Below are 13,576 nucleotides of genomic sequence, written 5' to 3' on the forward strand. Positions count from 1 at the left end.
CTGCTAAACCTCAGTGCTTCCGGGAGCACCCATCGTGTGGTCTCCATCCTCGTGGGATCTAAGTGGCGGGCGGGGAGGGGACACCGACGTTGGTGCAGTGAGCCGGATGGGTGACCACCGGCCGCACCTGTCGCGCTCGTCACTGGCGCGGCGCAGTCACTCCCTCCCGTCGCGATCCGCGAGGGGACGACTCTTGGAGGCAAGATGTCCGTACAGACGACCCCGGCTCGGGCCGGCGTGGCCGAGAGGGCCGCGTTCACGGCGCTGGTCGACGAGCCGGAGGCACCGTTCAGCGACGCGCCCGTGTACACCCCGCAGGGCACCGGCGTCCTGCTGCTCCTGGGGCTCGTGTCCCCGAGGGTCCCGAAGGAGTCGCGTCCCTCGTAACGGTCCGCGGACCTGAAACCCGCACGATCACGTCTGTGACCGACAGCAGAAGGTGAGCGCCCGATGTCGAATGCCGCACTGGGGGCCGACTACGCCCGAGCGGTGGAGCAATTGGCCGGGCGCGTCCTGGGTGCCCTCCGGGGCACCCAGGTTCCGCTGCCGGCGGTGTCCGACGCGGACCGGCCGGCAGACACCACCGCGCTGGCCGCCGTGCGCGTCCTGGGTCCCGACTTGTTCGCGCCGGCGCTCTTCTGCCGCCAGCCGCTGCCGCGGCACGACCGGGAGACCCTGGGATCGGCCCTGCGGGTCTTCCCGCCCCGCCCCGGGGACAGCACCGAGGCCCGCTGGCGCGACCGCACCACCGCCGCGCTGCTCGCCCGCGGCGCGGCCGGGACCCGGGCGGCCGTTCCGTACGCGGAGGAGGACTCCGAGCGCGCCGCGATCACCGAGGTGGTCGAGATCGCCGGGATCGTCGAGGACGCCGAGGGCACCGAGCTGACGTGGAAGGAGCGGTCGCAGCGCATGGCGCGGCTCGCCCCGCTGGCGCTTCCGGAGGTGGACGGGCCCTACCAGCAGCGGGCCTGTCTGCACGTCCGCGCGCTCAGCCAGGGCGCCGTCCGCTCCCTGATGCGCCGCGACTACCCCACCGCGGCCCGGCTCGTACGCTGGCTCGCCCTGGCCCAGAGCCGCGGCGCCTCGCCCGCCCTCGACGTCCCGACGGCGCTGGAGCACCTGCGCCTGTGGGGCGCCCCCAGCGCCCGTACGGCACTCGACCTCGCCATCGCCGGAAGACTCCTGGCCGGGCCCGAAGGGGGCCTGCGGTGACCGCCCCGGGGCCGGTGGATCCGGTGCATACCGCGGCGCTGCGGCTGGGCACCGGGGCGCTGGGCTGGCTGCACCGCAACCGCGCGCTGGGCACGTTCGCCGACGGCGCGACAGCCGAGCTGGCCGAGCCCGACAGCGTCTACAAGCCGCTGGCCGAGCTGGCACTGGCCGCGTCCCTGGTGATGCGCGACGCCTCGCTCCCCGACGCCGAGCGCGACGCGGCGGGCGAGCTCCTCGACTTCGCCTGGGACCAACTCCGCCGCGGCGACCTGCTCTACGAGCGGCAGTTGCGGTTCCCCGCCATGACCGACCCGCTGGAGACGTACGTCCACTTCCACCGCGCCGGCCACCGGCACGAGCCGCTGCAGGCGCTGCTCGCCCACCTGACGTCCCTCACGTCGTACCGCGAGTACGAGCACCTGCCCAACCGCCGCATGGCGGTGGCCAACGCGACCCGGATCATCGGCCCCGCCGACCGCACCGACTGGACCGCGCGCACCGCGGCCACCTGGCTCGGGACGACGCCCGAGGCGTGGACCATGGACTGGATGACGGCATACCACGTGACCCACACCGTCTTCCATCTCACCGACTGGGGCGCGCAACCGCAGGCCCTGCCGCCCCGCCTGCGCGACTATCTGGCGACCTGGCTGCCGGTGTGGACGGACGTGTGGCTGGAGATCGAGGAGTGGGACCTCGTCGCCGAACTCCTCATCGTCGACGCCTGCATGCCCGAGCCGTCCTTCGAACCGGCCGCCTGGCGGCGGCTGGCCGCCGCGCAGCACGACGACGGGCTGCTCCCGCGCGACGGGCGGACCGAGGTGGCCGGCGAGGACGGGCGGTTCGACGACCACTACCACACCGCAGTGGTCGCCACGGCTGCCGCGTCTCTCGTGCTCTCGCGCCTGGGCGCCTAGCCGGGCGGCGGCGACGTGAACTTCCGCGACCAACCCCTCAAAGCGGTGGCCGCCGCCGCGGAACCGCGGGCGGCGGTCGTCGTCGCGGTCTTCGCGACGGGCACGTACCGCGCGCTGTGCCGCGGCGGCATCGACCGTAATGGCACCGCCTCGGTCACCGACCGCACGCGCTTCGAAGTCGGCTCGGTGACCAAGACCTTCACCGGGCTGCTGCTCGCCGACACCGCCGCGCGGGGCGAGGTCAGCCTGACGGGGCGGATCGCGGAACGGCTCCCGTACGCCGCCCTCCCGCGCGGCCACGGCAGGGCCATCACCTACGAGCACCTGGCGACCCACACCTCCGGCCTGCCCCGGCTCCCGCCCGGGCTGCTGCTCAAGGGGCTGCCGTCCTGGTTCGCCAACCCGTACCGGTCGTTCACCCCCGACATGCTGCTGCCCGCGCTCGGCCGCGCCATCGTGCACCACCCGCCCGGCACCCTCATGCGCTACTCCAACCTCGGCATCGGCCTGCTCGGCCGGCTGCTGTCCGACGGCGCAGGGACGGACTACGGATCGATGCTCCGCGAGCGCGTCCTCGACCCGCTGGACCTCACCGACACCGGCACCGCGGCCCCGGCCGCCCCGGACCCCGCCTACGCCGTCGGCTACTGGCACGGCCGCCGCCGCCCGCCCTGGGCCATCCCGGCCCTCCCCGGCGCGGGGGCGGTGCGCTCCAGCGCCCATGACCTGATCCGCTTCCTCCGCGCGCACCTCGACCCGGAGGGCTCGGACGCGCCGCGGTCGCTGCGGATTCCGCTGGCGGAGGTCGTACGGATCCGTGAACTGCCGGCGGGGGACGAGGAGAAGTCGGGCCTGGCGTGGAGCGTCCGCACCCTGGCGGGGGCGACGCTGTACTTCCACAGCGGCGCGACCCGCGGCTGCACGGCGTTCGTGGGTCTGAGCCCGGAACGGGAGGTGTGCGTGGTGGCCCTGACCAACTCGGGGGTCACGTTACGTAGCCGATTCGTCCAGTCGGCGTACCTGCTGCTGCGGGCGCTGGCGCTCGGAGAGGCCAAATGACGCTGCGGGGGCGTGTAGTGCGGGTGACGGTGCCTTCGGGGGGAAGTGCTCGATGCGGTGGCCCGTGCCCGCGGCCATGGCGCCGCCGTCGGTGACGGCGGTGTGCGGGGGGCGAGGTCGAGGCTGAGGTAGGCGGCGTCCAGGGGCCAGCGGGCCCGGTCGGAGGGCGACAGGTCTGGGCCGCCTTCGGCGCGACCCTCACCGTGGCGACCGCCCTGCTCGCCCTCGTCGTCGGCGCGCTGACGTGACTCCTGCTACGCCTCCGTCTCCGCCGCCTCCGTCAGCCGCGCCGCCAGCGCCGCGACCGCCGCGCGCAGCTCCGGTCCGCCCTCGACGCGGAACGCGAACGGCATCCGGGCCAGCCAGTCCCGCGCGTACATCGTCGGCGCGCTCGTGCTGCCGACCAGCACGCAGCCGTCGCCCGCCGCCTCCAGGCGGCCCATCGGCGGCCGCACCCAGCGCGCGACCTCCGCCGCCGGGGCGTCGAATGCCACCCGGGTCGGGTACTCCCAGCCCGCGCCGAGGTTCTCCTCCAGCACCGAGACCGGGTCGAGGCCGTCGGGCGGGGCGAAGGCGCGGGTCGTCCGCTGGACCTCGCCGATGCGGTCGACGCGGTACGTGCGGATCGCGTCCGCGCGGTGGGAGCGGCACAGCAGATACCAGCGCCCGTGGCGTACGACCACCGCCCACGGGTCGACCAGCCCCTCCGACTCCCGTCCCGCCTCGCTGCGGTACGTGACCCGCACACTCGTCCGCTCCGCGCACGCCGCGACCAGCGCGCCGGTCGTCGCCGGGTCGGGGCGGGCCGAGTTCGGGTCGGGGGCGGCCGCGGCGTGGTCCCGCAGCGTGGCCGCCTGCCGGCCGACGTGCTCCGGGCAGCACCCGGATCACCTTGTCCAGCGCCTTGCCCACCAGCTCGTCCGCGTCGTCCAGCGCCGCCATGACCAGCGCCAGGGCCTGGGCCTCGGTGAAGACCACCGGCGGCAGCCGCGCGCCGCGCCCCAGCCGGTAGCCGCCGTACGGGCCGCGGGCCGACTCCACCGGGACCCCGGCCTCCCGGAGGATCCCGACGTACCGGCGCGCCGCCCGCTCGGTGACGCCCAGCTCCACGGCGAGTTCGTCCGCGGTCGCGCCGGGGCGGGCGCGGAGGATCTCCATCGTGCGCAGGGCCCGCGCGGTGGGGCTGAGGTCGGTCGGCATCAGGGCAGGTTAGGCGGCCTTTGCGTATTCCGGAAGTGGATTGTCCGGAACCGGTCGTAGCGTGTCGGGCGTCCCACCCCAGGAAGCAGGGAAACCGATCATGGACATCCCACGGTCCGCCGCCGCACGCCCCCGTGTACTCGTCGTCGGCGGCAGGCTCGCGCAGGTGCGCAAGGCCCGGGCGCTCGGCCTGGACGTCGTGCACGTCCAGTACCCGGACGCGTACGGCAGCGGCCACTGGCCGTACGTCGACCAGGCGCTGCTGCTCGACTACGCCGACACCGATCGGCTCCTGCCGCTGGTGCGGGCGCTGCACGCGGCGTATCCGGTACGGGCGGCGGTGTCGCTGTTCGAGCTGGGGCTGCTGCCCGCGGCGCGGATCAACGAGGCGCTCGGGCTGGGCGGCGAGTCCGTCGAGACCGTGGAGCTGCTGCTCGACAAAGGGCGGATGCGCCGGCGCCTGGCGGAGCGCGGGGTGAGCCCGGTGGCCGCCGCGGTCGGCCGGTCGGCGGCCGACGTCCGCGAGTTCACCGCGGCCCACGGGCTGCCGGTCATCGTCAAGCCGGTCCGCGAGTCCGGCAGCCTGGGCGTGTTCCACGTACGGGACCGGGCCGCGGCCGACACCGTCGCCGACCGCTTCCGGGCGCTCGACGGCGACTGGACCGCGCGCGACCTCTCCGACGCCGGTTCGTTCGAGGAGTTCCTGATGGAGGAGTACCTCGAAGGGCCGGAGATCAGCGTGGAGACCCTGAGTTTCGACGGCCGGCACGTGGTGGTCGCGGTGACCGACAAGGAGACCGGCGGCGTCGGCTTCGTGGAGATCGGCCACGCGCAGCCCAGCGCGGTCGCGCCCGGCACGCTGCGCGACGTCACGCGGCTCGTCACGGATTTCCTCGACGCGGTCGGGCTGCGCAACGGCCCCGGGCACACCGAGGTCAAGCTGACCTCCCGCGGCCCGCGGATCGTCGAGTCCCACAACCGCGTCGGCGGCGACCGTATCAACGAGCTGACCGAGATCGCCTACGGCGTCGACATGGAGAGCCACGCCCTGGCCGCCGGGCTCGGCGTCCTCGCGCCTCTGACCGCCGCGCCCGAGCCGCGGGGCGGTGCGGCCGTACGGTTCCTCACCCCGGAACCCGGCCGCGTGGTGGCGGTTACCGGCGCCGACGAGGTGCGCGCCGACCCCGCCTGCGTCGAACTCCGGCTCGGCGTGCGGCCCGGCGCCGTCGTGTCCCCGCTGACCTGGAACGAGGACAAGGCCGGCCACGTCCTCACCCGCGGCGCCACCGCCGCCGAGGCCGCCGCCCACGCCCGCCGCCTGGCCGCCGCGGTCCGGATACGCACCGAGCCCGCCCCGTGACCGCCGCCCCGCCGGGCCGGCCGGACGCCGCCGAGCAGCCGTTCCGCGACGCCCTGCGCGGCCTGCCCGGCCGGGTGTGGATCGTGAGCCTCGGCATCCTGGTCAACCGGGTCGGCAACTTCCTGCCCGTGTTCATCGTGCTCTACCTCACCGAGCGCGGTCACTCCGCCGGCGCCGCGGGCCTCGTGCTCGGCGTCTCCGGCCTCGGCAACGTGCTCGGCAACACCCTCGGCGGCTACCTCGCCGACACCCTCGGCCGCCGCTGGACCATCGTGCTGTCCGGCGTCACCACCGCGGGACTGACGGCCGCCGTGCCGTACCTCGGACCGCTGTCGGCCATCGTCGCCGTCGTCGGGCTCATCGGCGTCACCTCGCACGTCTACCGCCCGGCCGCCGCCGCGGCGCTGCTCGACTCCGTGACGACCAACCGGCAACGCCTCGCCGCCTTCGGCGTGTTCCGGGCCGCGATGAACACCGGCGCGGCGCTCGGCGGGGTCGTCGGCGGCGTGCTGGCCGGCGCCTCGTACACGCAGCTCTTCCTCGGCAACGCCGCCGCCTGCCTGCTCTTCGGCGTGGTCGTGGCGGCGCTGCTGCGCGACGCGCCCCGCCCGCGGGCGGCGGAGGACCGGCCGGCCGAACGGGCCGCCGGATACCGCCGGGCGCTCGCCGACCGCACCCTGCTGCGCTTCCTGCTGATGACCGCGGTCGCCGAGTTCGTCTACATCCAGTCCACCGTCGGCCTGCCCCTGCACGTCACCGACGCGGGGCTCGGCGCCCGCGACTTCGGCCTCCTCATCGGGCTGAACGGCCTGCTGGTGCTGGCCCTGGAACTGCCCGCGACCGGCGCGGTCGCCCGCTACCGGCCGGAGTACGTCCTCGCCGCCGGGAACCTCCTCGTCGGCGCCGGGCTCGCGCTCACCGGGCTGATGACGGACATGACCCTGCTGGCGGCGACAGTCGTGGTGTGGACGTGCGGGGAGATGATCACCAGCTCCGTCGCGTACGCGTACCTCGGCGGCCTGACCCCGCCGCACATGACCGGCCGCTACCAGGGCCTGCACGGCGCCGCGTACACCGTGGGCACCGGTGCCGGGCCGCTCCTCGGCGGCGCCGCGTACGCCGTCGGGCCCTGGGCGCTGTGGAGCCTGGTCCCCGCCGCCGGGGCGCTGTCCGCGTACCTCTGCCTGCCGCGCCGCCGTGCCCCGGCCGGCTGACGCCCCCGCCGGTCTCAGGAGCGGCGGGGCGCGAACTCCGTCGTGGCGAACGTCACCGCGTCGCGGTCCGTCGCGCCCTCGGTGATCCACCAGTACGCGGGCTTCTCCCCGTAGAGCGCGAAGAGCGGGTCGGGCGCCCAGTTGAGGATCAGCTCGTCGCCGCCGTCCCCGTCGAAGTCCGCGGCGCCCACCGGCCGGGCGTTGCGGTCCTTCGCCTTCGTCCGCTTGCCGTCCGCGGTCCGCGCCGGGCCCTCGCGCAGCACGGGCGTGCGCTCGTCGCCGTCGAGGAGCACGGCGCCGTCGTACGTCGCGACGAGCAGTGCGTCGCGGCCGTCGCCGTCCGGGTCGGCGGCGGCGAAGCCGCCGGGGCCGTAGTACGAGTCCTCGCCTGCCGGCGGCTCGGGCAGGTCGAGGACGACGGGCTCGTCGCCGCTGCCGGGGTAGAGCGTGGCCTTGCCGTCGACCTCCGGCGCCTCCGTCTCGTATCCGGGCTCGTTGTTGCGGCCGCCGTCGTCGCCCACGGCGACGTCGCGCTGTCCGTCGCCGTCGAAGTCCCCGAAGGCGAAACCGCTGCCGGCGGTCAACTCGCGGGCCTCGCCGGTCAGTCCGGTGCCGGGGCGCGTCGGGTAGAGCGTGTTCGGGTCCTGCCCGCCGTCGCTGAGCCCCTGCAGCAGCAGCGCGGTCGCGCGCGGCTCGCCGGTGGGGTCGATCCCGTCGGCGGAGAGCGTGCCTTCTTCGTACGGCAGGCTCGTGTCGGTGCGCGCGGGCTCGCCCGCCCGGCTGAACGGGCCGTACATCACGACCAGTCTCGCGCCCGGGGTGGCCCGCTCCGGCACCGCCAGGTCGTGGTGGCCGTCGGCGTCGAAGTCCCCGCGCACCAGCGAGCCAGGCTCCACGCCGGCCACGCCGGGCAGCCGCAGCGGCACCGCCTCGGGCTTCGCGGCGGGCTGTTCCGGGCCGCCGAAGGTCACGTACGGCGTCTCCGGCTTCCCCATCAGGTCCTCCTGGCGCTCGGCGGTCTCGGAGGAGGTCGTCACGAAGTCGGGGAAGCCGTCGTCGTCCAGGTCGGCGGTGGTCACGTCGGCCGCGCGGAGGAGGTCCGGCGCGGGGAAGTCGGCGGGCAGGGCGGGCAGGCCGAGGTCGCGGCGTCCGTAGACGGTACGGGTCTCCGGGTCCAGGCCGTCCGCCGAGCCGTAGACGACGGCGACGCGCTCCTCTGCGTTCTGCGGGTCGTCGCCGAGGAAGACGGGCACGAGGAGGTCGCGGTGCCCGTCGCCGTTGATGTCGTCGGGGTCCTTCGAGCCGTCGCCGGGCGCCGGGGCCCGGCTCGCGGCCGGAGGCGCGGGCACGCCGGGCTCCGGCGCGCCGTCCGCCGTGGGGGACGGCCCGCCGCCCGCCTCGTCCTCACCGCAGGCGGTGAGGACGAGCAGGGGGCACAGGACGAGCGCGGGGAGCGTAGCGCGACGGATCATGTGCGCCACTGTCGCAGCGCGCGAACGGCGGTCGGCCAGCCGAACGGGCGATCGTTGCACGTTCGTTGGCAATCCGCCGCCCGCGTACGGGAGGCTCCGTCAGCGCGGCAGGACGGCCTCGACGGCCGCGATCAGCGCGGCGTCGTCCGGCGTGGTCCGCGGACGGAACCGGGCGACCGGCCTGCCCTCCGGGTCGAGCAGGAACTTCTCGAAGTTCCACTGGATGTCGCCCGCCGCGCCGTCCGCGTCCGGCGTCTGCACCAGCTCCCGGTAGAGGGGGTGCCGGTCCGGGCCGTTGACCTCGATCTTCTCGAACATCGGGAAGGTCACGCCGTACGTCGCCGAGCAGAACGTCGCGATCTCCTCGGCCGTGCCCGGCTCCTGGCCGCCGAACTGGTTGCACGGGAACCCGGCGACCGCGAACCCGCGGGCCGCGTACTGCGCGTGCAGCTTCTCCAGGCCCGCGTACTGGGGCGTGAGACTGCACTTCGACGCCATGTTGACGGCGAGCACCGCGGTGCCCCGGAATTGCCCCAGCGAGGCGGGTTCGCCGGCCAGGGTGCGCAGCTCGACGTCGTAGACGCTCATGGGCAAGCAGGTCCTCTCCGCGTGTGGTCATCGCCTCGGTTACGGCATCACCCGCACCCGCCGCAAGTCTGCCATCTGCGGATGAACGGAAGGGCACCCGGTGGGCCTACGCTTCGGCTGGTCGGCACGGTGGTCCTGGTGCGGAGGGGAGGGGGCGTTGGCGGAGCTGGACTGGGGCGACCCGCGGGAGATCGGCGGGTACCGCGTGCTGAAGCGGCTCGGCGCCGGCGGGATGGGCGTCGTCTATCTCGGCCGCTCGCCCGCCGGGACGCTCGTCGCGGTCAAGGTCGTACGCCCCCGGCTGGTCGGCGACGGCCGCTACCGCGCCCGCTTCCGCCGCGAGGTCGCCGCCGCCCGCAGGGTCACGGGCGCGTACACCGCACCGCTCGTCGACGCCGACCCGGACGCGGACCCGCCGTGGCTGGCGACCGCGTATCTGCCGGGGCTCTCCCTGGACGAGGCCGTCGGGACCTTCGGCGCGCTGCCCGCCGCCGTGGTGCGGCTGCTCGCCGCGGCGCTCGCGGAGGCGCTGGCCGGGATCCACGGCGCCGGTCTCGTGCACCGCGACTTCAAGCCCGGCAACATCATGCTCACGCCCGGCGGCCCGCGCGTCATCGACTTCGGCATCGCCCGCCCCGAGGACTCCGCGACCCTCACCCAGGACGGCGCGCTGATCGGCACGCCCGGGTTCATGTCGCCGGAGCAGGCCGCCGGGGGCCGGGCCGGGCCGCCTGCCGACGTGTTCGCCCTCGGCTCGGTGCTCGCGTACGCGACCGCGGGCAGGGCGCCGTTCGACGCGGGCAACCGGATCGACACGCTGCAGCGCATCCAGCGCGGGCAGGCCGACCTCGCGGGCGTGACGGACCGCAGACTGCGGAGCGTCGTCGCAGCCTGCCTGCGCGCGGAGCCGCGCCGCAGGCCGGCCGCGGCGGCGGTGCTCGATCTGCTGGGGGAGCCCGCGGAGAGCGTGCACGGCACGCGCTGGCTGCCCGCCGCGCTCGCCGAGGAGATCGACGCCCGCAGCGCCCGCGCGCCGTGGCCGGGAGGAGGCGCGGCCGGGGCGGTACGGCCCGGGGAGGCGACCGCGGACCCGTTCGCCGAGACGGCCGCGACCGGCACGGGGGAGGTGGGGGAGGCGGCGGAGGAGGGCGAGTCCCGCGGCGCGCCGCGGCCCCGCCGCCGCGCCCTGCTCGTCGCGCTGACCGCCGCGGGGGTCGCCGGAGCCGGGGCCCTCGCGCGCCCGCTGCTGGACGCGTTCGACGACTCCCCGCCCTCCGGCGACCGCCGCCCGCGCACGGACTCCGGTGCCAGGGCCGCGCCGCCCGCCGAGGCGGCGGAGGTCTGGCGGGTACGGGCCCGCTACCGCGGTGAGAGCACCACCGGCCTCGACGTCGCCGACGGCGTGGTGTTCGCCCACGGCGGTGAGAAGGGCGGCGTGCAGGCCCTCGATCCCCGTACCGGCGACGAGTTGTGGCGCCGCCGCTGGGGCTCCGGCGGCGACGGGGGGTTCGTCACCGGCGACGGCGCCGCCTACCTCGTCGGTCCGCGGGGGGCCGAGACCCCGCGCGTCCTGGCCCTCGACCCCGCCTCGGGCGGCGAACGCTGGACGTACGCGGAGGAGTTCGGCATCTTCCACGCCGTGGCCGCCGCCGACGGCCTCACCTACCTCGGCACCGGAGGCATCGTCGCGCTGGACAGCCGCAGCGGCGACGAGCGCTGGTCCGACGGGACCACCGCCTTCTCCTTCGCCACCGGCTCCGGGTTCGTGGTCGCCGACGACGGCGAGGAGGTCCACGCGCTCGACGCCGCCGGTGGCGGGAAGCGCTGGAGCCACCCGTCCGAGAACTCCACCGCCGTGCTCGCCGCGGACGGCCTCGTCTTCGTCTGCGACGCCTACCTCCGCCTCGTCGCCCTCGCCGCGGCGGACGGAGCCGTCGCCTGGGAGAAGGAACTGGAGTACCCCAGCACCGTCCACGCCGCCGGCGACGGCATGCTCTACCTCACCGAGGACCGCCGGTTCCACGCGTGGCACGCGGACACCGGAGACCCCGACTGGTCGTTGCCGGACGCGGAGTTCGCCGGCCTCGCCGGCGGTGCCGTGCACGTCTGGGGGAGCGTCGCCGAAGACGGCACCACGGGCGGCCGCCCGCGGCTGTACGCTCTGGACCCGGCCGGCGGAGACGTCCTGTGGACGTACGACGGCGCCGAGTACGTCCACGCCGTCGCCGCCGGCCCCGCCGGGCTGGTCTTCGCCGCCCTCCCGGACGGGTACGTACAAGCACTCAGACCCCCCACCGCACGCCGGCCGAACGGAGGCACGAGTGGAGCCCCTTGAGCACGACGACCCCCGCTCCCTGGGCGGACACCGCATCCTGGCGCGCCTGGGCGCCGGCGCCACGGCCGTCGTCTACCTCGGCCGCTCCCGCGGCGGGCGGCTGGTGGCCGTGAAGGTCGTGCACGCCGAACGGGCCGGACGTCCTGAGGCGCGGGACCACTTCGTACGGGAGGTCGCGGCCACCGCCGCCGCGGGCGGCGTGCACAGCCCGCCGGTCGTCGCGGCCGACCCCGGCGGCCGGGTGCCGTGGATGGCGACGGAATTCGTGCCGTCCGTGTCGCTGCACGAGGCGGTGGAGCGGTTCGGGCCGCTGCCCGCCCATTCGGTACGCCGGCTGGCCGCCGGGCTCGCGGAGGCGCTGGTCGCGGTGCACCGCGCCGGGGTGGTCCACCGCGACGTCAAGCCCGCCAACGTGCTGCTGACCGCCGACGGGCCGAGGCTCGTCGACTTCGGCATCGCCGCCGCGGCACAGCCCGCGGAAGTCGCCGGCACCCCCGGCTTCATGTCGCCCGAGCAGGTCGCGGGCGCCGTGGTCGGGCCGGCCACCGACGTGTACTCGCTCGGCTCCACCCTCGCGTACGCCTGCGCCCGCGGCGGCAGCGACTCCGGCGACCCGCCCGGCCCCGGGGACGACGCCGCCCTGCGCGAACTGATCGCCGACTGCCGCCGCCTGGAGCCGTCGGAACGCCCCACGCCCGCCGCGCTCGGCGCCCGCCTCGCCGCGGACCCCGGCGCCCCGCCGCCCGGCGCCGCCTGGCTGCCCGCGCCGGTCCTCGCGGCGATCGACGCGCACGCCGGCGAGGCCGCCAACCCGCCACTGGCACCGGCCGGTTCCCCGCGCCGCCGCCTGCTCCTCGGCGGCGCTGCGGCCCTCGCGGCCGGCGCCGGCGCCGTCGTCCTGCTCAGCCTGCGCGAGGACGACCCGCAGCCCGGGACGCGGGACAACGCCCGCCCCGCGGCGGAGGACTCCGCCCCGCCCGCCCGGAAACCCGAACCCGCGCCGCCGCCGCCCGAGCCGGTCCCGGTCGAGATCGCCCTGACCGGCGACGGACCCGTCGAGGAGATGACGTACGCCGTCAACCGCGAGCCCGTCACGCTCAAGGACGTCGCGCTGCCCTGGCGCAAGACCGTCGAGGTCCCCCGGGAGAAGGGCAAGGCCGCCTGGAGCATCGACCTGTCCCACTACGGCGAGGTCACCTACGAGATCCACGTCGACGGCGTTGAGAGGATGTCCCAGCGCTCGCCGAACCCCGGCCTCCCCGCCGCCATGCGCGGTCCCGGCCCGCACAGCGTCAACGCCGGCGGCGAAATCGCCTGGGGCGCCCCGCCCGCCGACTCGAACGCCTAGTCTCCCGGGCTCGGGACCCCTCCGGGGCGGGCATGGTTACGGTGAGGCGCAGTTACCCGGAGAAGGGGGCACCCGCCATGGCGAGCAAGATCATTCTGTTGCCGAAGGAAGTCGGCAGCCTCAGCCGCGGGTTGCCGCCCGCCGACGTGCCGCCGCAGCCGGAGACGCTGTTCGTGCTCGGTGCGAACGGCGGCATGAGCGTGGCGCCCGACGCGGGCTTCACGGTGGTGTTCGGGCGCAACGAGCCGGAGGTGCACGTCTGCGTCGGCGGCGGCGACCAGCACGTCAGCCGCCGGCAGGGGATCCTGACCCGCCAGTACGCGCGCTGGGTCCTGACCAACACCGGGAAGCGGCCCATCCGTTTCCCCGACTCCCGGCTGGTGCACCGCGGCGACCAGGCGTTCCTGCCCGCCGGCTACACCCCGCTGTTCGTCGTCTCGCCCCGCCAGGACCACCTGCTCGAGGTACGGATCTCCGCGGCCAGGCCCGGCGGCGCGGCCGGTGGCCCGACCCTGCAGGAGGAGTCGACCCTCAGCGACGAGCGCGACCTCGAGGACGACGAGCGGCTCGTGATCGTCTGCCTCGCCCAGCGCTATTTGCAGGGCGACCCGCAGCCGCACCCGCTGACCTGGGCCCAGGTCGCGGACGAGCTGAAGCGGCGCGAACCGCACCGCAACTGGACGGAGAAGACGACCGCGCACCTCGTCTCGGGCGTGCGGCGGAAGCTCAGCCGCAAGGGGGTGCACGGGCTGCTGGCGAAGGAGGTGCCGCCGCCGGTGGGCAACGCGCTCAACCACAACCTCATCACCGACCTGCTGGAGACCGCGACGATCACGAAGGACGACCTGTCGCTGCTGGGGCCGTGAACCCG

Annotated in this window: 11 protein-coding genes and 1 pseudogene; 9 read left to right on the plus strand and 3 right to left on the minus strand. The window is 75.6% G+C overall.

What is annotated here, in order from left to right; all coding sequences use genetic code 11:
* Positions 1-204 precede the first annotated feature (204 nt).
* The 4 genes from OG946_RS34915 (at position 205) to OG946_RS34930 (ending at position 3,188) form a co-directional block, all read left to right on the plus strand.
* Entirely contained in the window at positions 205-387 is a 183-nt protein-coding gene (locus OG946_RS34915; protein WP_326799934.1) for a hypothetical protein, read from the plus strand.
* A 63-nt stretch (positions 388-450) separates the two neighbouring features.
* Positions 451-1,212, plus strand: a complete 762-nt coding sequence (locus OG946_RS34920; RefSeq protein ID WP_326799935.1) for a hypothetical protein — start codon at positions 451-453, stop codon at positions 1,210-1,212.
* Positions 1,209-2,129 carry a DUF6895 family protein gene (locus OG946_RS34925; RefSeq protein WP_326799936.1) on the plus strand — a complete coding sequence of 307 codons (921 nt, stop codon included), beginning with the start codon at positions 1,209-1,211 and terminating at the stop codon, positions 2,127-2,129. The genes OG946_RS34920 and OG946_RS34925 overlap by 4 nt, the downstream gene beginning before the upstream one ends.
* Positions 2,130-2,144: 15 nt before the next feature.
* Positions 2,145-3,188, plus strand: coding sequence for a serine hydrolase domain-containing protein (locus OG946_RS34930; protein ID WP_326799937.1), 1,044 nt, complete (start codon positions 2,145-2,147; stop codon positions 3,186-3,188).
* Between the two features lie 254 nt (positions 3,189-3,442).
* On the opposite strand, the pseudogene OG946_RS34935 reads toward OG946_RS34930, so the two are convergent.
* Positions 3,443-4,388 (minus strand): annotated as a pseudogene (locus OG946_RS34935) (helix-turn-helix transcriptional regulator).
* A gap of 100 nt (positions 4,389-4,488) precedes the next feature.
* Between OG946_RS34935 and OG946_RS34940 the strand changes: the two are divergent.
* Positions 4,489-5,748, plus strand: coding sequence for an ATP-grasp domain-containing protein (locus tag OG946_RS34940; protein WP_326799938.1), 1,260 nt, complete (start codon positions 4,489-4,491; stop codon positions 5,746-5,748).
* Complete coding sequence (locus OG946_RS34945; RefSeq protein WP_326799939.1) at positions 5,745-6,962, plus strand: MFS transporter; 1,218 nt, start codon at positions 5,745-5,747, stop codon at positions 6,960-6,962. Before OG946_RS34940 ends, OG946_RS34945 begins: the two co-directional genes overlap by 4 nt.
* 14 nt (positions 6,963-6,976) lie before the next feature.
* Here the strand turns inward: OG946_RS34945 and OG946_RS34950 are convergent, their stop codons facing one another.
* Together OG946_RS34950 and OG946_RS34955 are read right to left on the minus strand one after the other, a co-directional pair.
* A complete protein-coding gene (locus OG946_RS34950; RefSeq protein WP_326799940.1) occupies positions 6,977-8,434 on the minus strand; it encodes a hypothetical protein in 1,458 nt (485 codons plus the stop codon).
* A gap of 99 nt (positions 8,435-8,533) precedes the next feature.
* Positions 8,534-9,022, minus strand: coding sequence for a glutathione peroxidase (locus OG946_RS34955; protein ID WP_326799941.1), 489 nt, complete (start codon positions 9,020-9,022; stop codon positions 8,534-8,536).
* Between the two features lie 157 nt (positions 9,023-9,179).
* Between OG946_RS34955 and OG946_RS34960 the strand changes: the two genes are divergently transcribed.
* The 3 genes from OG946_RS34960 to OG946_RS34970 all read left to right on the plus strand — a co-directional run bounded on the left by OG946_RS34960 (position 9,180) and on the right by OG946_RS34970 (position 13,571).
* Complete coding sequence (locus OG946_RS34960; protein ID WP_326799942.1) at positions 9,180-11,357, plus strand: protein kinase domain-containing protein; 2,178 nt, start codon at positions 9,180-9,182, stop codon at positions 11,355-11,357.
* Positions 11,344-12,705, plus strand: coding sequence for a serine/threonine-protein kinase (locus OG946_RS34965; RefSeq protein ID WP_326799943.1), 1,362 nt, complete (start codon positions 11,344-11,346; stop codon positions 12,703-12,705). Before OG946_RS34960 ends, OG946_RS34965 begins: the two co-directional genes overlap by 14 nt.
* A gap of 77 nt (positions 12,706-12,782) precedes the next feature.
* Complete coding sequence (locus tag OG946_RS34970) at positions 12,783-13,571, plus strand: hypothetical protein (protein WP_326799944.1); 789 nt, start codon at positions 12,783-12,785, stop codon at positions 13,569-13,571.
* Positions 13,572-13,576 lie beyond the last annotated feature (5 nt).

Origin of the sequence: Streptomyces sp. NBC_01808, assembly GCF_035917395.1 — a bacterium.
GTDB lineage: Bacteria > Actinomycetota > Actinomycetes > Streptomycetales > Streptomycetaceae > Streptomyces.